Genomic DNA, 23,673 nt, shown 5'->3' with positions numbered 1-23,673 from the left:
CATGCCGGCCTGAGCATTGGTTGTTGAAGGATCTTCCTATGAGTTCTGGCCTGCAAGGCTCCCTGATGGTGGACGTCGCCGGTACCTGGCTGACCTCCGAAGACCGTCAGTTTCTGCGTCAGCCCGAAGTGGGCGGCCTGATTATTTTCGCGCGCAACATTGAGAGCCCACGGCAAGTGCGTGAGCTCTGCGCATCCATCCGCTCCATTCGTCCCGAGTTGCTGCTCGCCGTCGATCAAGAGGGTGGACGTGTCCAGCGCCTGCGCCAAGGCTTTGTGCGGTTGCCGCCGATGCGCGCCATTGCCGGCCATCCGAATGCAGAAAGCCTCGCCGAGCATTGCGGCTGGCTGATGGCAACCGAAGTGCTGGCGGTGGGGCTGGACCTCAGCTTTGCGCCGGTGCTGGATCTGGATTATCAGCGCAGCGCGGTCGTCGGCACCCGGTCGTTCGAAGGCGACCCCGAGCGGGCGGCGCTGCTGGCCGGCGCTTTTATCCGTGGCATGAATGCGGCGGGCATGGCGGCGACCGGCAAGCATTTCCCCGGGCACGGTTGGGCCGAGGCCGACTCCCACGTGGCCATCCCCAATGACGAGCGCAGTCTTGAAACGATCCGTGCCAATGACCTGGTGCCTTTTCAGCGCTTGAGCAAACACCTCGCAGCGGTCATGCCCGCCCACGTGATCTACCCCCAGGTCGATTCGCAGCCGGCGGGTTTTTCCCGTCGCTGGCTGCAGGACATCCTGCGCGGTGAGCTGGGTTTCGATGGCGTGATTTTCAGCGATGACCTGTCGATGGCTGGCGCCCATGTCGTGGGTGACGCCGCCAGTCGCATTGAGGCGGCGCTTACGGCCGGCTGTGACATGGGCCTGGTGTGCAACGACCGCGCGGCGGCTGAGTTGGCGTTGAGCGCGGCGCAGCGCTTGAAGGTCTCGCCGCCGGTGGCGCGGCTTCACAGAATGCGCGGGCAGGGCATGGCGTCCACCGAATACCGGCAGCATCCCCGCTGGCTGGCGGCGCTGACCGCCCTGCGCGCCGCTCAACTGATCGAATAAGGAACTCCCATGACTGTTTACGCGATTATCGGCGGCACCGGCCTGACCCAGCTCGAGGGACTGACGATCCGTCAGTCCCTGTCAGTGAATACCCCATACGGCGCGCCGTCAGGCGATATCCATCTCGGCGAATACGCCGGCCGCGAGGTGATGTTCCTGGCTCGTCACGGGCACCCGCACCGCTTTCCGCCGCACAAGGTCAACTACCGCGCCAACATCTGGGCCCTGAAGCAGGCCGGCGCCGAAGCGATCCTGGCGGTCAACGCCGTGGGCGGGATTCACCCTGACATGGGCACCGGTCATTTCTGCGTGCCCCATGATCTGGTGGACTACACCAGCGGCCGCGAGCACACGTTCTTTGCCGATGACCTGGAGCACGTGACCCACATCGATTTCAGCTTCCCCTACAACGCGCCATTGCGGGCCCGACTGATTGCCGCGCTGGCGGCCGAAGGCTGCGCCCACAGCGATTTCGGCGTGTATGCCTGCACCCAGGGACCCCGGCTGGAAACAGTGGCCGAGATTGCGCGGCTCGAGCGAGACGGCTGCGACATCGTTGGCATGACCGGCATGCCGGAAGCTGCACTGGCGCGTGAGCTTGAGCTGGAATATGCCTGCCTGGCGCTGGTGGTGAATCCGGCCGCAGGCAAGTCGGCGGCGGTCATCACGATGGCGGAAATCGAGCAGGCTTTGCACGATGGCATCGGCAAGGTCAAGGCGACACTGGCGCGAGTGCTCAGCGCCGCTTGAGGCCTGAAATCGTGGGTTTGGAGGGCTTTCTCTCAACGCTAGCTAGGCCGGAAAGGGCAACAAAGTCAACGCTATATCGTTGAAATAGTTGTCCACGGAAAGCGTGAATATCTCTGTGGATAAGTTTCTGTAAGCCAGTGATTGCAAGGCGTTAGCGGCAATGGTCGTTTAATGATCAGGTTTGCCAATGGCGTCGATGAAGCGAGTTAATGGTCAGAATTCCCTTCAGATCAAGCTTCAAAAGGGCGGGGTTAAGCGAGGGGGGGGCAGACATTGGACTGCCCGCCAGCGCGCCGAGGATGACGCGCCGCCGAGGCAGATTTCCGCAGGGGAAAGTCAGGTGGAAGGTCAGCGAAAACTCAGAGGAGAAGAAGCCCTGGTGGGTTGATCAGGATTCAGCCCACTCAACATCGGTCAAGCCCAGTTGCTCAGCTTTTGGCTTGGTCACTTTCGGCACCCGGTCGGAGCGGTATTTGGGAATCTGACCAAACCCGGCATCCACCGACGCCCAGTGCCAGGCAGATGCGTTATCCATGGCTTCAGCGCTGATGTAGAAGCTTTTGTAGCTGCCATGCAGCAGGTAATCGATTCTGAAATGCTTGTACTGTGCCACGCTTGCAAACCTCCCTATCAGTCACTCTCTTTGTAACTGAGTCGTCACCGTCAGGAAAATTCACTCGAAATCACCGTTCTAAGCCAAATGGTTAGCTTTAGTACAGAACGATGATCCCAAGGTCTTTAACCCTCACAAATGAATGGCACACCCGGTTTTGAGCGGTTTCAGTGACGGTATGGCGGCTTGAAGCAGTGGCCGGTGCGACAGAAGCGACGTTTGAAGTCGCCCTGCCGCGTCGGTTTTACACTCAAACGATCACTTGGTCAGGAATTTGAACACAGTGGTCTGGGTGTAAGCCTTGCCAGGGTCCAGACGCGTGGAAGGGAAGGCCGGCTGGTTAGGCGAGTCCGGATAGTGCTGGGTTTCCAGCGTGAACGCGCCCCAATGCGGATAGATCTTGCCGGCCTTGCCCTTGACGGTGCCGTCGAGGAAGTTGCCCGTGTACAGCTGAACCCCAGGCTCGGTGGTAAACAGCTGCAGACGGCGACCCGACTTCGGATCGACCACGTCCGCTGCCAGATTCGACAGCTTGCCCTTGTTATCGAGCACCCAGTTGTGGTCGTAGCCGCCCTGGGTCGCTTCAGCGAACTTGAGCTGCTGGTTGTCTTCACGGATGCGCTTGCCGAAGGCGACGGGCTTGAGGAAGTCAAACGGTGTGCCGGCCACTGGCGGCAGCTCGCCGGTCGGGATCAGTGTCTCGTTGACCGGCGTGTAATGCGCAGCATGCACCACCGCCACTTGATCCAGGATGTCGCCGTTACCCGCGCCGGCCAGGTTGAAGTAGCTGTGGTTGGTGAGGTTGAGGACGGTCGGTTTGTCCGTCGTCGCGTGGTACTGGATGCGCAGCTCGTTCTTGTCGTTCAGGCTATAGGTGACTTCGGTCTTCAGCGTACCGGGGAAGCCCATCTCGCCATCGACCGAGACGTACGTCAGCTTGACCCCGACCGAGCCTTTGTCCTTGACCTCCTCAGCCTTCCAGATCTGCTTGTCGAAGCCTTTCGGGCCGCCGTGCAGGGAGTTGGTCTTATCGTTCAGCGGCACCTGATAGCTCTTGCCATCCAGAGAGAACTTGCCGCCTGCCAGACGATTGCCGAAGCGGCCAATGGTAGCGCCGAAAAATGCGGTGCCTTTGACGTAGCCGTCCACGTCATCGAAGCCCAGTACCACATCCTCAGCCTTGCCGTGCTTGTCCGGGACCAGCAGCGATTGCAGCGTGCCGCCGTAGGTGATCACCGTGGCCTGCATGCCTTTGCTGTTGCGCAGGGTGTATTTCTCGACCGGGGTGCCGTCGGCGAGTTTGCCGAAGGCGCCGTGTTCAGTAGACAGTCCGGCGGCGTGCACTTGAAGGGCGGCGGCCATCAGCGACAGGCCCAGGGCAGGGATAAGCGTCTTTCTCATTGCGTCGATCCTTTTGTTTTTATAGGCGTGTTGATGTGAGTATTTCGGGGGTGTTGCCCGAAGGCATCAGCCTCACTACTCGAAGCGCTACCGCCAAGCAGTACGTCAATGGCCTGGATTTAGCGATTGGTCATACTATTCAGCTTGGAAGGCCCCGATATTTCGAGTTATAGATCAAAAGCACTCGATTTAAAAATAAATTGTAATACTATTTGGCGGAAGGCAGTGTCCGTCCCGATGCGGGAAGGTCTAGCCCAGGAATGGCCTTCTGTATAGGTGATTGACGCCTAATCGTATGATCATTAGCCTCGATTTGCGGAACACACCGCGAACAGGGGCGGATCAATGAGCAGCAGTTTTCACGCGTCGACGGTAGACCGCCTGGGAGCCTGGATTGCTCAAGGCAATGTGATGCCGGGACAGTCGCTGAAGGTTGAAGCGGCGTTGGGTGAAGAATTCGGGGTCAGCCGGACGGTGATTCGCGAAGCCATCAAGACCTTGGTGGCCAAAGGGTTGCTGGAAGTCGGACCCAAGGTGGGCACGCGGGTATTGCCGGTGCGCAGCTGGAATCTGTTTGACCCGCAGGTCGTGGGATGGCTGGCGGCGAAAGGCCTGCCGGAGAGTTTTGTGCTGGACCTGCTGGATTTGAGGCGCGCCATTGAACCGATGGCCGTGCGTTGGGCCTGTGAAAGGGCGACACCGGAGCAGATTGCCGGGATTCAGGCAGCTTATGTTCGGCTGGCGGCCAGCGTCTCTGACCCGGGTGATTACAACGCTGCGGATCAGCGCTTCCATGAAGCGGTGCTCGCGGCGAGTCATAACCAGTTCATCGAGCAGATGTTGCCGGCGCTGGGCGCGTTGCTGGCCATTTCGTTCGAAGTGTCGTCGGCGGTCCCCGGAGAGCTCGGCAGGACCTTGCCGTTGCACAAAGATCTGGCGGACGCCATCGCCAACCGGGATTCGGCGCGCGGTGTCTGGGCTTGCATGAGTCTGATCGAAAACGCCGGTGAAGTGATCGCGCGTTCTCGGGAACAACCGCTGTCGCGCTATTCCTGAGCAGGCACGTTTGACGTTTTACAGGTGAGCTTTTTGAGTGGCTCACGGACCTACAATAATAAGCAGGAAATTTTCCATGAAATGGCTGCCGGTCTGCGACCAGCGTTTCAAATTGGCCGAAGGGCCGTTCTGGGACCACGCCCACCAAGCGTTGTACTGGGTCGACATTGCCGGCTTCCGCGCGTTGCGCCTGCACGCTGGTGAGGTGTCGCACTGGCAGTTCAGCGAGCCGGTCTCCGCCTTCATACCCACCACGGCAGGCGACGCATTGGTCACCCTGGCCAGCGGCGTCCATCGTCTCGACCTTGATTCCCCGTCCGACAAACCGGTTACTTCCTTGCTGTGCGCCGCCGATCCCGTGCCCGGCAACCGTGCCAACGAAGCCCGTTGCGACCGGCACGGCCGTCTCTGGCTGGGGACCATGCAGAACAACTTGGACGAGGAGGGCGGTGACTTGCCGATCGAGCGTCGATCTGGCGGGCTTTACCGCGTCGACGGTGATGCCTCAGTCGCGCCTCTGCTCAGTGGGCAAGGCATCGTCAACACGCTGGTCTGGCCGGACAACGATTCTGCCGTACTGACCGCCGATACTCTGGACGCCGTGATCTATCGTTACCCGATCAACGACGATCACTCTTTGGGTGACCGCGAGGTCTGGGCCCATGAGCATTCTCGCGGTGCACCCGATGGCTCGGCGATGGACGAAGACGGTTTTGTCTGGAACGCCCGCTGGGGTGGCGGCTGCCTGATCCGTTTTGCCCCCGATGGCAGCGTTGACCGGATCATCGAGCTGCCGGTCAGTCATCCGACCAGCTGCGTTTTCGGCGGGCCGGACATGACCACGTTGTTTGTGACCAGCGCGCGGCCTGCAGAAGGCGCGCTGGCGCTGGATGGAGCTGTGATTCAGATGGAAATTGGCATCAAGGGCATGGCCTCGCACCGCTTTGCGGGGTGAGCCAAACCCTGCGTCGTCGAGGTGTGACACTCGGTTACATAGGCTTCATTGATAATATGATATGACTGTTTTCAGTCGATCGGCGCGCGGTGTTTTCTGCTGCATGCCGCTCTGACACTCACTGCTGAACGCTGTAGCTAGTCAATAAAAATAAGGAGTTAGCTATGTTGAGTCGCCACGGGATTCGTTCCCTGTGCTGTGCTGCTGTTGCCACCGCCATTCTGGGCATGAGCGCCGGTGTATCCGCCGCTGACGTCGAAAAGGTCAAGATCGGTTTTCTGGTCAAGCAGGCTGAAGAGCCCTGGTTCCAGACCGAATGGCAGTTTGCCGAAAAGGCCGGTAAAGACCACGGTTTCGAAGTCATCAAAATCGCCGTTCCCGACGGTGAAAAAACCCTTTCTGCCATCGACAGCCTCGCCGCCAACGGCGCCAAAGGTTTTGTCATCTGCCCGCCTGATGTTTCCCTCGGCCCGTCCATCGTCGCCAAAGCAAAGGCCAACGATTTGAAAGTCATGGCTGTCGATGACCGTTTCGTCGACGCCAAAGGCAAGTTTATGGAAGACGTGCCGTATCTGGGGATGGCCGCGTTCGAAGTCGGCCAGAAACAGGGCGCGGCCATGGCCGACGAAGCGAAGAACCGCAAGTGGGACTGGAAAGAAACCTACGCGATCATCAACACCTACAACGAGCTGGACACCGGCAAGAAGCGCACCGACGGCTCGGTGGACGCCTTGAAGAAAGCCGGTCTGCCTGAGGATCACATCCTCTTCGCGCCGCAAAAGACCCTCGACGTGCCAGGCAGCATGGACTCCACCGGTGCGGCCCTGCCCAAACTGCCAAGCGGGGCGAAAAACCTCATCATCGGCGGCATGAACGACAACACCGTTCTGGGCGGCGTGCGCGCCACAGCGGGTGCTGGCTTCACCGCGGCCAACGTGATCGGCATCGGCATCAACGGCACTGACGCCATCGATGAGCTGAAGAAGAAGGAAAGCGGCTTCTTCGGGTCGATGCTGCCCAGCCCCGACAAAGAAGGCTACAACACCGCCCTGCAGATGTATGAGTGGGTCACCACCGGCAAAGAACCTGCGAAATACACCGCGATGGACGACGTGACGCTGATCACCCGCGCCAACTTCAAGGACGTGCTGACCAAGATCGGTCTGTACAAGTAAGCGCGGCAGTCGAGTCGGGACGCCTGAAAATCAGGCGGATATCTGCGAGGCCCCGTCCCACCCGGCAAGGGTGGGGCGGGGTGGAGGTGGTTCATGCAACAGGCATCGGTTCAGCAACAGGTTCAGCACGGCGGCAGCCTGCGTTTCAACGGGATCGGTAAAACCTTCCCCGGTGTGAAGGCACTGTCGGACATCAATTTCGAAGCTCGGCCAGGCAGCGTTCATGCGCTGATGGGCGAGAACGGCGCAGGTAAATCGACGCTGCTGAAGATTCTCGGCGGCTCGTACCAGCCCAACAGCGGCGATCTGCAGATCGGCGATCAGCATCTGGCGTTCAAATCCACCGCAGACAGCATCGCGGCCGGCGTCGCGGTGATTCACCAGGAACTGCACCTGGTTCCGGAAATGTCGGTGGCGGAAAACCTGCTGCTCGGTCACATGCCCAATCGCTGGGGCATGATCAACCGTCGGGCCATGGTCCGGCGCGCGCGGGAGTTGCTCAAAGGCCTGGCCGACGAGATCGACCCGAACACGCGCCTGGGTGATCTCTCTCTGGGGCAGCGGCAACTGGTGGAAATCGCCAAGGCCATGTCGCGCAATGCCCACGTCATCGCCTTCGACGAGCCCACCAGCAGCCTCTCGGCGCGGGAGATCGATCGGCTGATGGCGATCATCACCCGGCTGCGGGACGAAGGTCGGGTCATTCTCTATGTCTCTCACCGCATGGAAGAAATCTTCCGCGTCTGTGACGCCGTGACAGTGTTCAAGGACGGCCGCTTCGTCCGCACCTTCGAGGACATGGCCGATCTGGACCATGACCGCCTCGTCACCTGCATGGTCGGGCGCGACATCCAGGACATCTACAACTACCGCACGCGCCAGCATCAGGGACCGAGCCTGCGAGTGACCGGCCTGATGGGCCCGGGCCTGCAGGAGCCCGCCAGTTTTGCGGTGGAGAAGGGCGAGATCCTCGGCTTCTTTGGCCTGGTCGGTGCCGGTCGAACGGAGATGTTTCGCATGCTTTCGGGGCTGACGCGCAGTCAGGCCGGAACCTTGCAGCTGGAAGGCAAACCGCTGAACCTGCGTTCGCCCCGGGACGCCATCGACGCCGGCATTCTGTTGTGTCCGGAAGACCGCAAGAAAGAAGGCATCGTGCCGCTGTCCAGCGTCGCCGAAAACATCAACATCGGCGCGCGGCCTCGGCACGTCAGCCTGGGTTGCCTGATCCAGGGGCGCTGGGAGCGTGACAACGCCCGGCATCAGATCAAGTCGATGAACGTCAAGACGCCTTCGCCTGAGCAGCAGATGCTGTTTCTGTCAGGTGGCAATCAGCAGAAGGCGATTCTGGGGCGCTGGCTGTCGATGCCGATGAAAGTGCTGTTGCTGGACGAGCCTACCCGTGGCATCGACATCGGCGCGAAATCCGAGATCTATCAGATCATCCATAACCTCGCCGCCGATGGCATCGCGGTCATCGTGGTGTCCAGCGACCTGATGGAGGTCATGGGGATTTCCGATCGGATTCTGGTCATGAGTGAAGGCGCCATTACCGGCGAACTGTCCCGCGAAGAGGCTAATGAACAGCGTCTTCTGCAACTGGCATTGCCGCGTACCCGCGGTTGAACCTGGCTATGAAAACTGGCTATGAAAAATAAGAACGAGGTGCGTATGTCTACCGAATCCAGCCTGACGGCTCCCCGCCAAGGCATGAACTTGCGTCGATTCGTCGACGACTGGGCCATGCTCATGGCCGCCCTGGGCATTTTTGTGCTCTGTGCGCTGCTGATCGACAACTTCATGTCGCCACTGAACATGCGCGGCCTGGGCCTGGCGATTTCCACGGTCGGCATCGCCGCCTGCACCATGCTCTACTGCCTGGCCTCCGGGCATTTCGACCTGTCGGTCGGCTCGGTACTCGCGTGCTCAGGCGTCATTGCCGGGATCGTCATTCGCGACACTGACAGCGTGTTTCTGGGCGTATCGGCGGCGCTGGCCATGGGCTTGCTGGTCGGGCTGATCAACGGCATCGTCATCGCCAAGCTGCGCATCAACGCGCTGATCACCACGCTGGCGACGATGCAGATCGTCCGGGGCCTGGCCTACATCTTCTCCAACGGTAAAGCGGTGGGCGTTGGCGACGAGGCCTTTTTCGTGTTCGGTAACGGTCAGCTGTTCGGTGTGCCGGTGCCGATCCTGATCACTATTGTCTGCTTTGTATTCTTCGGCTGGCTCCTGAATTACACCACCTATGGCCGCAATACCCTGGCCATCGGCGGCAATCAGGAAGCGGCGTTGCTGGCAGGCGTCCACGTTGACCGGACCAAGATCATCATCTTTGCCGTCCACGGCTTGATCGGCGCGCTGGCCGGCGTGGTGCTGGCCTCGCGCATGACCTCGGGCCAGCCCATGATCGGCCAGGGCTTCGAGCTGACGGTGATTTCCGCGTGCGTACTGGGCGGGGTGTCTCTGAGCGGCGGCATCGGCATGATTCGCCATGTTATCGCCGGGGTGTTGATTCTGGCGATCATCGAGAACGCCATGAACCTCAAGAACATTGACACGTTTTACCAGTATGTGATTCGCGGCTCGATCCTGTTGCTCGCGGTGATCATCGACCGGTTGAAGCGTCGCTGATTCGAAGTCCTCAGTCGTTCGCTGTGTGGGAAGGCGTCCCCCCACACAGCCTCATCTCCTGCGAAGCCGCCCTATACCAGCTTCGAGGTCTCGAAGATCAACTTCATCGTGGCCTGGGCCAGCGACTGCGCTTCAACCCGGATCGTCTCCAGCTGCACCTTTGCCTCGCTGAACCGGGCGTCGTGGTTGCGCACTTCGATGAGTTGCGTCAGCTGCAGCGATGCCTCAATGAGTCCGTATAAATTACGGTGCAGCTGATGGGTGACTTTGGTTAGATGGGGATAGACATCCGGCCTTTCCTCAGGATCGATCACCAGTGATCTGTTTACTGCGTCCGGCGATGCTCTGTTGCCACTCATGACGTAGTTCAGGTCGACACCGGCCTCGGCGATGCGTAGCAGATAATCGGCTTTCGGCGACCGGGTGCCATTCTCGTAATTGCCCTGCGCGTTGGTCTCGACGCCTCCGATTGCGCCCAATGCGCTCTGTGACAGCTTCAGTCTGTTGCGTTCCTGCCTGAGTCTCAGGCCAATGCCTTTCATGTGCTCAACTCCATTTGACGATCCCTGACATTAAGCTGCTGGTTGCGACTTCCTGGATCGACTCGACAGGAGCATGAGCAGATCAACGCAAACGGGTGCAGCTTAGGCGGTTTTATCTATTCACTCCGAACAATACTGCCATCCGGTGGGAAAGAGGATCCAAACATACCGGCTTGTAGGAGTTTTCTCAAACAGTTGTATGATAACTATCCGAATGAAGACTTTTTGATGTCACTTGCGGGCGTTTTTGAATAGTGTCCTGAGAAAAGGGCGGGTCGGCGAACGGCCGGGGGCTTGGAGCCCCGGCTTTTTCGATGTCAGGACGGGCAGCGGGCGTCGGATTGGCGTGCCCATTGTGTGGCGGTGCGGGCGATGGTATCGGCCAACGTCGAGACAGCCTTCTGGTGCGCGACCACCAGACTTTCCATGCCGGTGCCCGCCGGTTGCCGAATGACGCTGCTGCAGGTGAGGGTCTGCCGCTTGCTACCGGGACCGGCACCGCTGCCGCGCAGGCTCAGGTTCCAGACCACGTCGATCAGTGCGTATTGGTCCAGTACCGATTCAAAGCGCCGTACGTCAGTGCGAACCGACAGCACTGGCTGGTCACTTTGTTTGGGCAAGCCCGCCAGGTCTCGGGACCCGAAGCGGCGTTCGAGCTGGCCGGTCAACGCGTCATGGAACTCATCGCCCAACGGCGCGCCCCAGCGCTCATTCTCCAGAATCGCCAGACTGCCGTTGCCCTGGCGGATGACCAGCGGCGGCTGATCGACCTGCACCGCCATGAGCACCGCCTGCATTTCAAACTGGAAGGGCGCCGGACTTGCATTCCCCGGAGCCTGGGTCGCGGGCGCGATCAACGTGTAGTAATGGGTTGGCGTGGAAGCACAGGCTGTCACCCCCAGCACGCAGGCCAGGGCAAGAAGAGAGTTACGCAAGGTCATTGAGCAGGCTCCGGAGCGATTTCGCGGGAAGAGGAAGATCCTTTGTACGAGCCGGGCGCCGCATCGCCGGTGCGACCGCGAATCAGGGATTCGGGATGGCGGCTGAGGAAGTCGGTCAACACGCGAACCGAGCGCGCCGTGCGCTGGACTTCGTCCATGGCCTGACCCAGTTGCTGACGTGCTGGCGAGTCATCCGACAGCGCTTCGTTGGCCGTGCCCAGGGTTTTCTGCGCTTGCTGCAAGGCGCCGCGCATCTGAGGCAAGACGTCGCTGTTGACCTGCTTCATGGTTTTCTGAAGTTCGATCAGGCTGCCGTTGAGGTTCTTCGCCAGGTCGTCGAGGGGGATTTTGCCGAGCTTGTCGACGAACGCCTGCAACTGCTCCTGCAGTTTGTCGAAGCTGCCGGGCACGGTCGGGATTTCCAGTGGCCGTGCCTTGGCGTTGTAGGCAATCTTCGCCGCTTTCGGATCGAAATCCATCGCGACGTAAAGCTGGCCGGTCAGCAGGTTGCCGGTGCGCACCTGCGCCCGCAGTCCGCGCTCAACGAACTGGCCGAGGATCCTGGAGGTCTGTTCTTCGTCATCGCCACCGCCGGCTTGCTGCTTCAGCTTGTCATTGGCTGCGCCCAGACGTTGCGGATAGATCACCGCGCCAACGATGCCGGGGAACGTGCCCGTCGCCGGGTCGTAATCGAGGTCCACCGACACGACGCGGCCCACGTTGACGCCGAGGAAGTCCACCGGCGCATTGACCACCAGGCCGCGCAGCGACTGGTTGAAGCGCATGCGGATGTATTTGGGTTCGCCATCGGGCGGCGCCAGTGCAGTGGCCTGGTCTTCGAACAGTTTGAATTCGGCGTTGCCGTTTGCCGGCTTGGCATCCGGGCTGTATTTGGGTTCGCGGAAGGCGATACCGCCGGAGAGGATCGAGGCCATGGACTGGGTCGACACTTTCAGGCCCGAAGCACCGAGGGTGACGTCTACCCCGCTGGCGTTCCAGAAGCGTGAATCGTCGAGGACGAACTGATCGTTTGGCGCACCGACGAAGATTTCGACATCGACGCCCTTGCCGTCCTTCGCCAGTTCGTAGGCCACCACCTGACCCACCTGAATGCGGCGGAAGTACACCGGCGAGCCGATGTCCAGAGAGCCAAGGTCGTCGGTGTGCAGAATGAAGCGCTTGCCTTTCTCGCCGAAGGTCACGGCCGGCGGGGTTTCCAGACCGGTGAAGTCTTTTTTGGTTTCTTCCGAGCTGCCGGCGTCAGCGCCGATGAAAGCACCCGACAACAGGGTGTCGACGCCGGTGACGCCGTGGGCGCCGATGCGCGGACGCACCACCCAGTACTGCGTGTCGGCGCGGGTGAAGGGCGCGGCCGACTGGTTCAGGTCGATGCTCGCCAGCACGTGGGTGCGGTCATCGCTGAGTTCGATGTCGGTGACCATGCCGATGACCACGTTCTTGTACTTGACCTGGGTTTTCTTGGCTTCCAGACCCTCGGCCGTGAGGAAGCTCACCACCACTTTGGGGCCGACGTTGAGGAAGTCATGAACCACCATCGACAGGCCGATCAGGGCAGCGACGATCGGCACCAGCCAGACCAGCGAAACGCGCACCTTGCGGGCCTTGACCTGCGGTCGGGTCGGCGGGGAGGGGGGTAGGGTGTTATCGGACATCTTCAACCTCTGCGTCCCAGATTAGCCGGGGATCGAACGTCATGGCGGCAAGCATGGTCATCACCACCACCAAACCAAAAAACAGAATGCCAAGGCGCGGCTCGATGGTGCTGAGCCCGCGAAACTGCACCAGCGCGGCCACCAGCGCCACCACCAGCACATCGAGCATGGACCAGTAGCCGATCAGTTCAATGAAGCGGAACAACCGCGAACGCTCGCGCATCGCCCAGGTGCTGCGGCGCTGGCACGTGATCAGTAACAGCCCCAGCACCAGAAACTTGATGCAGGGCACGACCACACTGGCGATGAAAATCAGAATGGCGATGTCCCACGAGCCGCCTTCGGCGAACTCGATGACCCCGCTCATGATGGTGTTCTCGCTGCTGCTGCCGAGCATGGTCGTGTACATCACCGGCAACAGGTTGGCCGGGAGGTAGAAGATCAGTCCCGCAATCAGAAAGGCCCAGGTCCGCGTCAGGCTGTTGGGCTTGCGCCGATGCACCGGTGAATCGCAGCGCGGGCATTCATGGGCGTCTTCCGGGCAGACGCAACTGCAGATGTGACACAGGGTGACGTTGTACTCGCGGGCGTAGGGAATGCCGTTCATTCAGGTCCGACTCCCAATTCGTCCCACAGACGGCGGATGTCTTTGCCGGCGATCAGTACGATCAGCACCATCAGCATCGCCATGGCCCAGAGGCCGACGCCCGCGTGCACGTCCAGCATGCCCGCCAGTTTGACGATGGCCACCAGAATCCCCAGCAGGCACACCTCCAGCATGCTCCAGGGCCGCAAATGTTCGAGGGTGCGCATGCACATTTTGAAGCCGGGGGCGATCTCGCCGCGATGGGCGTGGGCGAGTACCCAGAACAGCAAGGCGATCTGCAGCGCTGGCGCGAGAATGATGGCCAGTCCCGCGACCAGCGCGATCAGTGTGATCTGCCCCTGGGCCAGCGCCTGAACCGAACCCCACAGCGTCACCTCGTTGTGCAGGCCCTGCATGCTGATGCTGATGACCGGGAATACGTTGGCGAAGATGAACAGGACGCAGGCGGCGATGGTCAGGGCGAGCAGTTGCTCGACGGTCATCCGGTGACTGCGGCGAAGAATCGCAGCGCAGCGCAGGCAGTAGGCAGCCTCGCCTTTGTTCAGGGGCAGGGCCTCATAGACCGAGTCGCAATGCTCACAGATGATCCACTGATCGGCGCGGGTCTGCGCCTCGGCGATCGCTGGAGCGGGCGGCTGCCCGAATGCGTGAGCCTGGCGGTGAGAGGTGTCAGTCATCGGCGCGGGCGTCGCGGGAGTTATGGGTGTGTTCACGATAGATCGGCTTTCGTGGATTGCGCGCCTGGGTGGCGGGCTGGCAACGATACACTGTCGGCGAAGCGCAGGCTCGCATTAGCTGAAGTGAACGCCATGAAAGGTACGCCTGGGAAATGACTTGAGAGATTGACCACAGTGCCATCATCGGGTTCGGTTATTTGTGGAGCGGGCAGCAAACTTTTCAGGGCTTTGTGAGCGGGGAGGCTTGAATGCGGGTCCATTGCTGTAGGCCGGCGGTGTAGCGTCGGGCCGTTACAACTCCCGCCTGTCTGCGGTGATAGACTCCCGCCACTTCAAACGAGGAGCGACAGACGTGCGCAAGATGGCAATGATGGTGGCGGTGTTGATGCTGGCGGGTTGTGATGGCGGCAAGCCGGCGACGCCCGCCCAGGTTCCGAGCACTGATTCGACCGCGGAAGCACCGACGCCGGCTTCGCAGCAATGGACCATTCGCGTCCATTTGAAAGAAGCGCTGAGCGACATGACCTACTGGCTGGTCGAGCACCATTACCCGTCTTACGTGGTGAAGGTCGATGGCAGGGAAGTGGTGATGATCGGACCGTTCGAGTCTCAGGCGGATGCCGAGAAGGCCAAGACAGAGATCGATGCCGCGATGGTCAAAGGCCATCGCCTGTCACAGCTGGAAGTGATCGCGCCGAGGTCTTGAGGGTTTGAAGCCGGTGGCATCACACGATGCCCCGGCCAAATTCAATCTTGCTACCAGGTCAGACGTCGTTAATCAACGACGGCCCAGCAACAGACCCACTACCAGACCAAAGCCTGCCGAGACTGCCACGGTCTGCCATGGGTGGCCGCCGATGTAGTTTTCGGTGGCATCAACGGCTGGCTTGGCGCGTTCGCGTACGCTGCCCACGGATTCCAGCGCCTGCTTGAGTTTCTGGCTCAGTTGCGCACGCACGGTATCGGCTTCTTCGCCGACCAGAGAGGCGCTGTCTTTGAGCAGTTTGTCGGACTCTTCAATGAGGGCGGCCAGTTCGCTGAACGCTTGATCCTTGATCTGTTCGACAGCGGCGTTTTGGGCAGCAGTTTTACGAGCCATGGCAAATTTCCTTTCAGTGGTTATGGCAGTGTGCAATGGAGTTTTGAGTGCCTGAAAAGTTGCAGCGCATTTCTCCCAGCGGGCAAAAAGTACGCGTAATGGGGTCGGGATTCACGGTCGGCGGGTGTAAGATGCTGACGTTTTTCGAGCCCGTCACCGGCTCCGTTTATGCGTTTCGTTTTGACCACCGAGGTACATACCATGAGCTACAACCTGGCCAATAAAACCCTTCCGGAACGTGCCGCGATCGAGGACGAAAAGTCCCGCCTGTTCGATCTGTGGCAGAGCAATCTGGGCAAGGCCAAAGGTGACGCCGCCCGGCTGATGGGCGAACGGGCCAAGCGCAAGGGCAAATGGTCGGAGTGGGTACGCGGTGAGCTCGACGCCATGTCGCCGCCGGAGTACGCCAACATGGTGCGCGCCGAGGTCAATCGACTGGTGGCAGCGGCGCGGGGGTAGGTTTCGGTTTAGCCCGTCGGACGCCTTCCCGGCTGAAGCCGGTTCCACTAAAACCGTAAAGCCGGTCCCACTGACAGCGTACGGCTACGGCCTGGCCGCTGCGCTCACGTCAATGCGTTTGGGCAGCAAATGGTTTTCGAAGAACAGATCGGCCGTCTGCTGCTGCGCCGCAATGATCTGCGGGGTGATCGGCAGGATCGGCGAGGCAGGGCGGTTGTCCATGTAGCGGGCTATCACCGCGTGCGGCAGCCCCATCGAACGGGTCAGCACCTCCAGGCTCAGCTGCCGCTGGCTGCGGGTCAGCGCTTCGGCAATCGTCAGCTGTTCAAGCAATGCGTTGATGAACGCCCCATGCCCAATGGCGTACGAACGTCTGGCCGTGTAGATCGGCCCGGACAATCCCAGGTCGGTGCCGTCCGCCAACAGCCGGGCGCGACCGCCGCTGAGGGCCAGCGACGAAAACGGTTCCCAGATCGCCCAGGCATCGACGCTGCCTTGTTCGAACGCCGCGCGGGCGTCGGCCGGGCTGAGGTAGACCGGCTGAATGTCCGTGTACTTCAACCCGGCCTGGTTCAGGGCGCGGAGGATCAGGTTGTGCGAGCTCGAGCCTTTCTGGAACGCCACTTTCTTGCCCTTCAAATCCGCCACCTGATGCAGCGGGCTGTCGGCCGCGACCAGCAGGGTTTCCGCCTGCGGCTTGGCGGGCTCGGCGCCGATGTAGAGCAGATCGGCGCCGGCGGCCTGGGCGAACAGCGGCGGAATGTCGCCGGTGGAGCCCACGTCCAACGCACCGATATTCAACGCCTCCAGCATCTGCGGCCCGGCCGGGAATTCGATCCACTTCACGTGGGTATTCGGGAAGCGCTTATCCAGCAGCCCCTGTTCCTTGGCCAGCACCAACGCAATCGAGCCCTTCTGATACCCGATGCGCAACTCGGCCGGGTCGGATGAATCGGCTGCGGCCGCGACGTTCGCGCAGGCCAGGTTGATCCCGATCACGGCCAGCAATGCGCTGCCCAATGTGCGCAAAGTCTTCATCCTTTCAAACCCTCTTGGTTTCTGTGTGCAGGGCGATGGCCTGGCGGCGCGCTGAAGCGGTTGGCCGGACGCGGCAAACCCAGGTGCTCGCGCAAGGTGCTGCCGGTGTAGTCCCGGCGGAACAAGCCGCGCCGCTGCAGCTCCGGGATCACCTTGCGCGCGACGTCTTCCAGCCCGCCCGGTAAGTGCGGCACCAGCACGTTGAAGCCGTCGGCCGCGCCCTGCTCGAACCATATCTGCCACTGATCGGCGATCTGACTCGGGGTGCCGACCACACTGAAGTGGCCTCGACCGCCGGCGATTTTTCGTCCCAGCTGCGCCAGCGTCAGGTTCTCGTCCTGCGCCAGTTGCGAGAGCAGGGCCTGGCGGCTTTGCTGGCCGCTCCGGGTCAATGGCAGCGCGGGCAAGGGTTCGTCCAGCGGGTAACCCGAGAGGTCGAAATTGCCGAGCATTCTTCCCAGTAACGCGACACCCACGCGGGGCTCAACCAGCGCCTGGAATGCCTCGAATTTGTCCCGGGCCTGGGCCTCGCTGTCACCGACCACCACGAACATGCCGGGCATGATCTTGAGCGTGTCGGGGCCTCGGCCGAATCTGGCGGCGCGGGACTTCAGGTCCTGATAGAACGCCTGGGCAGCGGCCAGCGAAGGCTGGGCGGTGAACACCACTTCGGCAGTCTGCGCCGCCAGCGTGCGACCGGCCTCCGATGAGCCCGCCTGAACCACCACCGGCTGACCCTGGGGCGAGCGGGCCACATTGAGCGGGCCTTTGACCTTGAAGTGCTCACCCTGATGATCCAGCACGTGGAGGCCGTCAGGGCGATAATACGCGCCACTGGCCTTGTCCCGTAAAAAAGCGTCGTCGTCCCAGCTGTCCCACAACCCCGTCACTACCTGATGAAACTCCCGGGCGCGGCTGTAGCGCTCGGCGTGGTCGATGTGCTCGTCGCGGCCGAAATTCAGGGCTTCGGCGGCGGCATCCGACGTCACCAGGTTCCAGCCCGCACGGCCTCCGGACAGGTGATCCAAGGAGGCGAATTTACGGGCGATGTGAAAGGGCTCGTTGTAGCTGGTGGTGGCGGTGACGATCAGGCCGATGCGCTCGGTGACGGCACTTAGCGCCGAAACCAGCGTCAGGGGTTCGAAGTGGTCCGAACGCGCCATGGAGCTGGCGGCGTCTCCCGTCGCGGCCGCCACGCTGTCGGCGATGAACAGCGTGTCGAACTTCGCTGCTTCGGCCACCTGCGCCAGGTGTTTGTAGTGCTTGAAGTCCAGGCCCGCGTTGGCTGGCACGTCCGGGTGGCGCCACGCCGCAACGTGGTGACCGGTGGCCATCAGGAACGCGCCCAGTTTCATCTGCCGGGGCTCATTGTCTGTGTGGCGGGATTCAGTGCTCATTGCCGATGCCTTTCATGCAGTGTCCTTGTGACGGTTCGCCCATGTTCAGAAATCCTTGCGCACTTGCACGCCGAAGTAGCGCTCGTCGTCCCGTGGCACGGCGCGGTAGATGTAACCCGTGCCGCTGGCAAGCAGGGGGGCATAGGATCTGTCGGTGAGGTTTTTCGCCAGCACCGCGACGCGCCAGCCATTGCTGTAATCGGCCACGGCTGCGCTGGCGTTCCACAGGCCGTAGGCGCCCTGTTTGGTGTCCGGGTTCTGGCTGATGTCGTACTGCACTTCGCTCTGCCAGCTGTAATCAGTGCCCAGTTCGATGTCCAGCCCGTTGTCCAGCGGGATGGTGTAGTCGGCCCGTACGTAACTTTTCCAGTCCGGCGCGTAGGGCAGCGTCTTGCCGTTCACGTCACAGGACGCCGCCGCGCCCGCCGGGCAGCTGAACTGGTCGATGCGCGCCTGGGTGTAGGCGATGGCGCCGGAGAACTTCAGGTTGCGTGTGGCCTGCAAGGCATAATCGGCCTCGACCCCTTCGGTGCTGACGCTGCCGGCGTTGATCAGCCGGGTCACCACCTGGCCCGCGACGCTGTCGAAGAAGTTCGCCTGATAGTTGCTGTACTCGCTGTGGAACACCGCGACGTTGGTGGTCAGGCGGTGGTTCCAGGTGGTGGCCTTGATGCCCAGCTCCCAGTTGTTGGAGGTCTCGGGTTTGAGGGCGCCGGTGTCCCGGGGCTGCATGTTGAAGAACACGTTGTAGGCCGGGCCTTTGTAGCCGCGCGAGTAGGTGAGGTAAGCCATGACCGAATCGCTCAGGTCATATTGCACGCCCAGCCGCCCGGACCAGCCGTCTTCGTCCACCGAACCGGAGCTGCTGGTGCCGGGCTGAATGCCGCTGACCGTAGTGGCGGACGTCGAGACGCGGCGGTGATCGTATTCCAGGTCGTCGTGGGTCCAGCGCAGACCGGCGATGCCGCGAAACGCCGGGGTGAAATTCAGCGTGCTTTCGCCGAACACCGCATAGCTGTCACTGGTAGTGCTGTAGTCGGCGACGCCGGTGTTGGTCGCGGTGGGCGTGATCAGCGTGCGGCGATAGGTTTCGTCGTCCTTGCCGTGCATGTAATACAGGCCGCCGACGTACTCGAGGAACTGCCCTTTCGGCGAGGCCAGTCGCAGCTCCTGGGAGTACTGATTGAAATCCAGATCGCCCTTGTCTTCGGTGCCGGGGAAGGCGGCGCTGACGTTGGCCAGTCGGTCGCCATCCTGCCACTGGGTGTTGTTCCAGCCCCGCCAGGCGGTGATCGAGGTCAGCGTGTAATCGCCCAGGTTCCAGTCCAACTGGGCAGACAAGCCTTTGTTGATGTCGTCGACATGGCTGCGGTAATCGCTGATCAGATCGCGGTTGTCGTTGCTGGCGCGCACCGGGGACAGCGCGTTGGCGAAGGCCGGTGTCAGCGCCTGGCTGATGACCCCGTTGGGAGTGTCGTCATGGGACTGCATGTAGTCGCCGATGACCGTCAGCTTGACGTCTTCATTGGGAGTGAATTCCAGCTTGCCGCGCGCACCTTTGTGGTTGTAGCCGTTGACCTCCTGCCCGTTGGCCTTGTTGTGCACGTTGCCGTCGTAGGTGCCGAACAGGGTCGTGACCGAGGCCTTCAGCGTATCGGGAATCAGGCTGCCGCCAATGCCGAAACGGGTGCGGCTTTCATTGCCGCTGTAGTACGACTGATCGATGTAGCCGTGGGTCTCTGCGGTGGGCGCCTTGCTGACGATGTTCAGCACACCGGCCGAGGCGTTCTTGCCGAACAGCGTGCCTTGGGGCCCGCGCAGGACTTCGATGCGCTCCAGGTCCAGCAGGTCCAGGGTCGCCTGGCCGGGGCGCGCATAGACCACGCCGTCCACCACCGTCGCGACAGTCGGCTCGACGCCCGGGGACGTGGAAATGGTGCCGACGCCGCGCATGAACAATGAGGTGTCCTTGTTCGAGGCGCCGGTGCGGAAATTCAGCGCGGGCACTTGTTGCGCGATGCTGGCGACGCCGTTGCGGTTGTCACGCTCCAGCTGTTCGCCGTCCAGTACCGTGACGGCCACCGGGACCTGCTGCAGCGGTTCTTCCCGGCGGGTGGCGGTGACCGTGACCGCCTGGAGGGTGGCGGTTTCGGGTGCTTGCTCCGCCATTGGCGACGCGGTGGACACGTCCGCGGCGAAGGCCGGCAGCGCACACAGCGCGAATGCCGTGGCAATGGCCTGACTAAGGTGACTCGGTGAATGGAACGCCCCGGTTTGTCGCATGATCGTTGCTCGCTGATGAATGCCTGTCGGAAGGTGGCTCTGCGGCCACTGGTGTGCTGCGCGGCAGAAAGGTGGGCATTCGCTCAAGCGAGTAGCTGATACTGTCAGTTAGCGCTAACATCACCAGTATCGGTAATCTGCGGATAGACCGTCCAATACTGAAAAATCAGCCTTAAATAATCTCTGGTTATAACCAAGCCTTCGGCAGGAGCGGGCGTTTTGAGTGACACAGCAGATCCCCCACGCAAGCGGCGCGGTGCCGGGCGCGTCACTCAGGACGCGGTTGCTCGCCACGTCGGCGTGTCGACGATGACCGTGTCGCGCTACTTCAATCAGCCGGATCAGGTGTCCGACGATCATCGTCAGCGCATCGCGGCCGCCGTTGCCGAACTGGGTTACGTGCCCAATCTGGTCGCCGGAGGGCTGGCGTCGGCCAAGGGCAGGATCGTGGCGATGGTGGTGCCGAATATCTCCGGACCGATTTTTGCGGACACCATTCAGGGCTTTAGCGACACCCTGGCCCGGCACGGCTATCAGTTATTGCTGGCGTCGAGCTACTTCTCCACCGAGCAGGAAGAGCGGGCGATCCGCGCGTTTCTCGGCTGGTCACCCGCTGCGCTGGTGGTCACCAGTCACTTCCACAGTGAGGCCACGGAGAAGATGCTCGCGGCGGCGGACATTCCGCTGATCGAAACCTGGGACTACCAGCCCGACCGCGCGCCGATCCAGATCGGCTTTTCCCATCACGAGGTCGGGGTCACGGGCGCGCGTTATCTGCTTCAGCGCGGCTATCAGCGAATTGCGTTCGTGCTCAACAGTGCGGCGGGGGACTTTAGCGCGCAAGAACGCTGCGCCGGGTATGTGCAGGCGCTGGGGGAGGCCGGGGTCAGCCCGCAGATTTTCACCCCGGCGGGCGATCTCGCGCCGTTCGAAGCCGGCAAGCAGGCGCTCACCGAGCTGATGCAGCGGGCCACGCCTCCCGACGCAATCTTCTTCGCCAACGACAACCTGGCCGCCGGCGGTTTGCTCGCGGCCCAGCGTGCAGGGGTGAGTATTCCGGGTGACTGCGCGATGCTGGGTTTCGGCGATTACCCCTTCGCCGAGATGCTCATGCCCAGCCTGAGCACGATCAAGCCGCCGGCGCTTCAGATCGGTGTGCTCGCTGCCGAGCGGGTGCTGCACCGGCTGGGTGTGATTGTCACGGACGAGGTCTTTCAGCGGTTGAATCTGCTGGAGTGCCGGTTGATCGGTCGGGAAAGCACCTAGCGACGTTCTGCCAAGCCGCCATCACCAAGTGCCGCTGGCCGGTTTCGGCAGGCTCAGCGTGCCGCTGTCCTCGAAGCGCATCGTGCCGAACAGTCCGCCGGCCAGCTTGCCGTGCAGCTCGTAGGGCAGGTTGTCCAGCCGTTGCTGATCGGCAAGGCCCACCGCCTGGCGCAGGGCGGCAAAGGCTGAAACGGTGACCGGCACCGTCAACACGCCTTCGGAGAACCGCCCGATCGTGCCTTTCTGGTCACTGACGCCAGAGGCGAGCAAGCGGCCGTTGACGTCCAGGTTCAGCGCCACACCGTCGTACTGGATGTCGGTGTCGTTGGGGTTTTGCAGGCGCAGCTTCACGGCGAAGCGGATTTCCAGATCCTGGCCGGTCAGGGGATCGATGCCCACTACGTTGATGTTCAGCGGATCGCGGTTGGGAAACAGCGCGCAGGCGCTCAGTGCGAGCACCAGGGTCAGGCCGGCGAGGAGGGTGCGGATCGGGCGTAGCGGCATCGGTGACTCCCGTGGCAGGCCGTTGGGGCGCAACACGCCCCTTCAAACGTCCTGACGATTCAAGTGTGCGACCCCGCGCGCCGGTAGAGGTTCTGCGTCAGGATCCTGCAGCACCTTGAAGGTCGCGGCTTCCGGGTCGAATTCGGTGAGCTCCGGCTCCTGGTATTCCTCCGGCAGAAAGATGTTGAGGATGATCGCGCAGAACGCGCCGACGGTGATGGGCGATTCGAAAATGTTGTGCAGCGCCTTGGGCAGCTCGCGCAAGACCTCCGGCACGGCCGCGACGCCCAGGCCCATGCCCAGGGAAATCGCCACGATCAGCATATTGCGCCGATGCAGACCGGCCTCCGAGAGGATCTTGATGCCAGCCACCGCGACGGTGCCGAACATGATCAGCGTTGCGCCACCCAGCACCGGCTTCGGCATCAGTTGCAGCACGGCCCCGATGATCGGGAACAGGCCCAGCAGCACCAGAATCCCGGCGATGAAAAACGCCACGTAGCGGCTGGCCACGCCCGTCAGCTGAATCACCCCGTTGTTCTGCGCGAAGGTCACCATGGGCAGGCTGTTGAAGGTCGCGGCCAGCGCCGAATTCAGCCCGTCTGCCAGCAGCCCCGACTTGATCCGGCGGATGTACACCGGCCCGCTCACCGGCTGCTGAGAGATCATCGAGTTGGCGGTGAGGTCCCCGGCGGCTTCCAGCGGCGACACCAGAAAGATCACCGCGATCGGGATGAACGCCAGCAGATCGAAGGAAAACCCGTATTTGAAGGGCACCGGCAGGCTCATCACCGGGACATGGGGCATCTGCGCGAAATCCACCCGGCCCATGAACCAGGCGACGGCGAAGCCCAGGGTCAGGCCGATGATGATTGCGCTCAGGCGCAGTAACGGAATATTGAACCGGTTGAGCACCACGATGGTGATCAGCACCAGGCCGGCCAGGCCCATGTTCGCCGCCGAACCCAGGTCGCTGGCGCCGAAGCCGCCGGCCATGTCGGTCATGGCCACTTTCAACAGCGACAAGCCCATCAGGGTAATGATCGTGCCGGTGACCACCGGGGTGATCAGCTTGCGCAATTTGCCGATGAACTGGCTGAGGGCGACTTCGACGAACGCCGCGCAGAAGCACACGCCGAAGATCGTCGAGAGGATTTCGTCGGTGCCGCCGCCGCGACTCTTGACCAGAAACCCGGCGCTCAGGATCACGCTGAGGAAGGAAAAGCTGGTGCCCTGCAGGCACAGCAGCCCCGAGCCGATCGGGCCGAATCGTTTGGCCTGAACGAAGGTGCCCAGCCCGGACACGAACAACGCCATGCTGATCAGGTACGGCACTTCACTGTCCAGCCCGAGCACGCTGCCGACGATGAGGGTGGGAGTGATGATGCCGACGAAACTGGCGAGCACGTGCTGTAACGCCGCAAAGATCGCGGCGGTGAAATGCGGCCGGTCATGCAGGCCGTAGATGAGGTCTGTTCTGGACGAGACTGAAGCAGAAGCCGAGCGGGTCGGGGCGCTGTTGCGGGGTGCGGTCATGGTTAGCCTGCCATT

At 61.8% G+C, this 23,673-nt stretch carries 23 protein-coding genes; 10 read left to right on the top strand and 13 right to left on the bottom strand.

The features are described from left to right. The first annotated feature begins 50 nt into the window (after window positions 1–50). Entirely contained in the window at window positions 51–1,052 is a 1,002-nt protein-coding gene (gene nagZ, locus ACYASU_RS05140) for a beta-N-acetylhexosaminidase (RefSeq protein ID WP_463582176.1), read from the top strand. Window positions 1,053–1,061: 9 nt separating this feature from the next. Then, window positions 1,062–1,802 carry an S-methyl-5'-thioinosine phosphorylase gene (locus ACYASU_RS05135; protein ID WP_463582144.1) on the top strand — a complete coding sequence of 247 codons (741 nt, stop codon included), beginning with the start codon at window positions 1,062–1,064 and terminating at the stop codon, window positions 1,800–1,802. A 388-nt stretch (window positions 1,803–2,190) separates the two neighbouring features. On the opposite strand, the gene ACYASU_RS05130 is transcribed toward ACYASU_RS05135, so the two are convergent. Next, window positions 2,191–2,415 (bottom strand): DUF6555 family protein, encoded by a 225-nt coding sequence (locus ACYASU_RS05130; RefSeq protein ID WP_037011182.1) that lies wholly within the window; start codon window positions 2,413–2,415, stop codon window positions 2,191–2,193. Window positions 2,416–2,673: 258 nt separating this feature from the next. Then, window positions 2,674–3,816 (bottom strand): aldose epimerase family protein, encoded by a 1,143-nt coding sequence (locus ACYASU_RS05125; RefSeq protein WP_192172373.1) that lies wholly within the window; start codon window positions 3,814–3,816, stop codon window positions 2,674–2,676. 345 nt (window positions 3,817–4,161) lie between these two features. On the opposite strand from ACYASU_RS05125, the gene ACYASU_RS05120 reads away from it, so the two are divergent. The 5 genes from ACYASU_RS05120 to araH all read left to right on the top strand — a co-directional run bounded on the left by ACYASU_RS05120 (window position 4,162) and on the right by araH (window position 9,636). Beyond that, window positions 4,162–4,872, top strand: a complete 711-nt coding sequence (locus tag ACYASU_RS05120; protein WP_463582143.1) for a FadR/GntR family transcriptional regulator — start codon at window positions 4,162–4,164, stop codon at window positions 4,870–4,872. A 76-nt stretch (window positions 4,873–4,948) separates the two neighbouring features. Further along, the gene (locus ACYASU_RS05115; protein WP_463582142.1) at window positions 4,949–5,827 is read left to right on the top strand and encodes an SMP-30/gluconolactonase/LRE family protein; all 879 of its coding nucleotides are present in this window, start codon (window positions 4,949–4,951) and stop codon (window positions 5,825–5,827) included. 164 nt (window positions 5,828–5,991) lie between these two features. After that, window positions 5,992–7,002 (top strand): substrate-binding domain-containing protein, encoded by a 1,011-nt coding sequence (locus ACYASU_RS05110; protein WP_282371908.1) that lies wholly within the window; start codon window positions 5,992–5,994, stop codon window positions 7,000–7,002. Between the two features lie 93 nt (window positions 7,003–7,095). Further along, the gene (araG, locus tag ACYASU_RS05105) at window positions 7,096–8,625 is read left to right on the top strand and encodes an L-arabinose ABC transporter ATP-binding protein AraG (RefSeq protein WP_346627813.1); all 1,530 of its coding nucleotides are present in this window, start codon (window positions 7,096–7,098) and stop codon (window positions 8,623–8,625) included. Between the two features lie 45 nt (window positions 8,626–8,670). Further along, a complete protein-coding gene (araH, locus tag ACYASU_RS05100; RefSeq protein WP_463582141.1) occupies window positions 8,671–9,636 on the top strand; it encodes an L-arabinose ABC transporter permease AraH in 966 nt (321 codons plus the stop codon). 71 nt (window positions 9,637–9,707) lie between these two features. Here araH and ACYASU_RS05095 read toward each other — a convergent pair whose 3' ends face one another. The 5 genes from ACYASU_RS05095 to ACYASU_RS05075 form a co-directional block, all read right to left on the bottom strand. Next, window positions 9,708–10,178 carry a helix-turn-helix domain-containing protein gene (locus tag ACYASU_RS05095; protein ID WP_192172378.1) on the bottom strand — a complete coding sequence of 157 codons (471 nt, stop codon included), beginning with the start codon at window positions 10,176–10,178 and terminating at the stop codon, window positions 9,708–9,710. A gap of 317 nt (window positions 10,179–10,495) precedes the next feature. After that, window positions 10,496–11,119, bottom strand: coding sequence for a PqiC family protein (locus tag ACYASU_RS05090; RefSeq protein WP_282371910.1), 624 nt, complete (start codon window positions 11,117–11,119; stop codon window positions 10,496–10,498). Then, window positions 11,116–12,792, bottom strand: a complete 1,677-nt coding sequence (locus tag ACYASU_RS05085; protein WP_192172380.1) for a PqiB family protein — start codon at window positions 12,790–12,792, stop codon at window positions 11,116–11,118. The genes ACYASU_RS05090 and ACYASU_RS05085 overlap by 4 nt, the downstream gene beginning before the upstream one ends. Continuing rightward, window positions 12,782–13,399 (bottom strand): paraquat-inducible protein A, encoded by a 618-nt coding sequence (locus ACYASU_RS05080; RefSeq protein ID WP_463582140.1) that lies wholly within the window; start codon window positions 13,397–13,399, stop codon window positions 12,782–12,784. Before ACYASU_RS05080 ends, ACYASU_RS05085 begins: the two co-directional genes overlap by 11 nt. Then, the gene (locus ACYASU_RS05075; RefSeq protein WP_463582139.1) at window positions 13,396–14,076 is read right to left on the bottom strand and encodes a paraquat-inducible protein A; all 681 of its coding nucleotides are present in this window, start codon (window positions 14,074–14,076) and stop codon (window positions 13,396–13,398) included. The genes ACYASU_RS05080 and ACYASU_RS05075 overlap by 4 nt, the downstream gene beginning before the upstream one ends. A gap of 352 nt (window positions 14,077–14,428) precedes the next feature. On the opposite strand from ACYASU_RS05075, the gene ACYASU_RS05070 reads away from it, so the two are divergent. Then, window positions 14,429–14,782 (top strand): SPOR domain-containing protein, encoded by a 354-nt coding sequence (locus ACYASU_RS05070; protein WP_192172382.1) that lies wholly within the window; start codon window positions 14,429–14,431, stop codon window positions 14,780–14,782. 72 nt (window positions 14,783–14,854) lie between these two features. On the opposite strand, the gene ACYASU_RS05065 is transcribed toward ACYASU_RS05070, so the two are convergent. Next, window positions 14,855–15,175 (bottom strand): ElaB/YgaM/YqjD family protein, encoded by a 321-nt coding sequence (locus ACYASU_RS05065; protein WP_192172383.1) that lies wholly within the window; start codon window positions 15,173–15,175, stop codon window positions 14,855–14,857. A gap of 201 nt (window positions 15,176–15,376) precedes the next feature. On the opposite strand from ACYASU_RS05065, the gene ACYASU_RS05060 reads away from it, so the two are divergent. Further along, the gene (locus ACYASU_RS05060; RefSeq protein WP_122534790.1) at window positions 15,377–15,634 is read left to right on the top strand and encodes a hypothetical protein; all 258 of its coding nucleotides are present in this window, start codon (window positions 15,377–15,379) and stop codon (window positions 15,632–15,634) included. Between the two features lie 84 nt (window positions 15,635–15,718). Here ACYASU_RS05060 and ACYASU_RS05055 read toward each other — a convergent pair whose 3' ends face one another. From ACYASU_RS05055 to ACYASU_RS05045, 3 genes are read right to left on the bottom strand one after another with little or no spacing between them, the layout of a single operon-like run. After that, window positions 15,719–16,672 carry an aliphatic sulfonate ABC transporter substrate-binding protein gene (locus ACYASU_RS05055; RefSeq protein WP_463582138.1) on the bottom strand — a complete coding sequence of 318 codons (954 nt, stop codon included), beginning with the start codon at window positions 16,670–16,672 and terminating at the stop codon, window positions 15,719–15,721. Continuing rightward, window positions 16,669–18,069, bottom strand: coding sequence for an LLM class flavin-dependent oxidoreductase (locus ACYASU_RS05050; protein ID WP_463582137.1), 1,401 nt, complete (start codon window positions 18,067–18,069; stop codon window positions 16,669–16,671). Before ACYASU_RS05050 ends, ACYASU_RS05055 begins: the two co-directional genes overlap by 4 nt. A gap of 45 nt (window positions 18,070–18,114) precedes the next feature. After that, entirely contained in the window at window positions 18,115–20,238 is a 2,124-nt protein-coding gene (locus ACYASU_RS05045) for a TonB-dependent receptor (protein ID WP_463582175.1), read from the bottom strand. A 333-nt stretch (window positions 20,239–20,571) separates the two neighbouring features. On the opposite strand from ACYASU_RS05045, the gene ACYASU_RS05040 reads away from it, so the two are divergent. Beyond that, the gene (locus ACYASU_RS05040; RefSeq protein ID WP_463582136.1) at window positions 20,572–21,618 is read left to right on the top strand and encodes a LacI family DNA-binding transcriptional regulator; all 1,047 of its coding nucleotides are present in this window, start codon (window positions 20,572–20,574) and stop codon (window positions 21,616–21,618) included. Window positions 21,619–21,639: 21 nt separating this feature from the next. Here the strand turns inward: ACYASU_RS05040 and ACYASU_RS05035 are convergent, their stop codons facing one another. Further along, window positions 21,640–22,122 carry an LEA/WHy family protein gene (locus tag ACYASU_RS05035; RefSeq protein WP_463582135.1) on the bottom strand — a complete coding sequence of 161 codons (483 nt, stop codon included), beginning with the start codon at window positions 22,120–22,122 and terminating at the stop codon, window positions 21,640–21,642. Between the two features lie 42 nt (window positions 22,123–22,164). Continuing rightward, window positions 22,165–23,658 carry a nucleobase:cation symporter-2 family protein gene (locus ACYASU_RS05030; protein WP_463582134.1) on the bottom strand — a complete coding sequence of 498 codons (1,494 nt, stop codon included), beginning with the start codon at window positions 23,656–23,658 and terminating at the stop codon, window positions 22,165–22,167. Between the last annotated feature and the right edge of the window lie 15 nt (window positions 23,659–23,673).

Source organism: Pseudomonas sp. HP_12, from assembly GCF_055283955.1.
The sequence above is the reverse complement of the archived record's forward strand: the minus strand, read 5'-3'. Positions and strand labels throughout refer to the sequence as shown.

What these genes read in the sequence shown, in the direction of transcription:
- ACYASU_RS05065 (WP_192172383.1), bottom strand. Translation starts at nt 15,175, where the DNA reads ATGGCTCGTAAAACTGCTGCCCAAAACGCCGCTGTCGAACAGATCAAG.
- ACYASU_RS05085 (WP_192172380.1), bottom strand. Translation starts at nt 12,792, where the DNA reads ATGTCCGATAACACCCTACCCCCCTCCCCGCCGACCCGACCGCAGGTC.
- ACYASU_RS05055 (WP_463582138.1), bottom strand. Translation starts at nt 16,672, where the DNA reads ATGAAGACTTTGCGCACATTGGGCAGCGCATTGCTGGCCGTGATCGGG.
- ACYASU_RS05120 (WP_463582143.1), top strand. Translation starts at nt 4,162, where the DNA reads ATGAGCAGCAGTTTTCACGCGTCGACGGTAGACCGCCTGGGAGCCTGG.
- ACYASU_RS05090 (WP_282371910.1), bottom strand. Translation starts at nt 11,119, where the DNA reads ATGACCTTGCGTAACTCTCTTCTTGCCCTGGCCTGCGTGCTGGGGGTG.
- ACYASU_RS05115 (WP_463582142.1), top strand. Translation starts at nt 4,949, where the DNA reads ATGAAATGGCTGCCGGTCTGCGACCAGCGTTTCAAATTGGCCGAAGGG.
- ACYASU_RS05075 (WP_463582139.1), bottom strand. Translation starts at nt 14,076, where the DNA reads ATGACTGACACCTCTCACCGCCAGGCTCACGCATTCGGGCAGCCGCCC.
- ACYASU_RS05045 (WP_463582175.1), bottom strand. Translation starts at nt 20,238, where the DNA reads ATGGCGGAGCAAGCACCCGAAACCGCCACCCTCCAGGCGGTCACGGTC.
- araH (WP_463582141.1), top strand. Translation starts at nt 8,671, where the DNA reads ATGTCTACCGAATCCAGCCTGACGGCTCCCCGCCAAGGCATGAACTTG.
- ACYASU_RS05060 (WP_122534790.1), top strand. Translation starts at nt 15,377, where the DNA reads ATGAGCTACAACCTGGCCAATAAAACCCTTCCGGAACGTGCCGCGATC.
- ACYASU_RS05080 (WP_463582140.1), bottom strand. Translation starts at nt 13,399, where the DNA reads ATGAACGGCATTCCCTACGCCCGCGAGTACAACGTCACCCTGTGTCAC.
- ACYASU_RS05110 (WP_282371908.1), top strand. Translation starts at nt 5,992, where the DNA reads ATGTTGAGTCGCCACGGGATTCGTTCCCTGTGCTGTGCTGCTGTTGCC.
- ACYASU_RS05035 (WP_463582135.1), bottom strand. Translation starts at nt 22,122, where the DNA reads ATGCCGCTACGCCCGATCCGCACCCTCCTCGCCGGCCTGACCCTGGTG.
- araG (WP_346627813.1), top strand. Translation starts at nt 7,096, where the DNA reads ATGCAACAGGCATCGGTTCAGCAACAGGTTCAGCACGGCGGCAGCCTG.
- ACYASU_RS05095 (WP_192172378.1), bottom strand. Translation starts at nt 10,178, where the DNA reads ATGAAAGGCATTGGCCTGAGACTCAGGCAGGAACGCAACAGACTGAAG.
- ACYASU_RS05050 (WP_463582137.1), bottom strand. Translation starts at nt 18,069, where the DNA reads ATGAGCACTGAATCCCGCCACACAGACAATGAGCCCCGGCAGATGAAA.
- ACYASU_RS05125 (WP_192172373.1), bottom strand. Translation starts at nt 3,816, where the DNA reads ATGAGAAAGACGCTTATCCCTGCCCTGGGCCTGTCGCTGATGGCCGCC.
- ACYASU_RS05135 (WP_463582144.1), top strand. Translation starts at nt 1,062, where the DNA reads ATGACTGTTTACGCGATTATCGGCGGCACCGGCCTGACCCAGCTCGAG.
- ACYASU_RS05030 (WP_463582134.1), bottom strand. Translation starts at nt 23,658, where the DNA reads ATGACCGCACCCCGCAACAGCGCCCCGACCCGCTCGGCTTCTGCTTCA.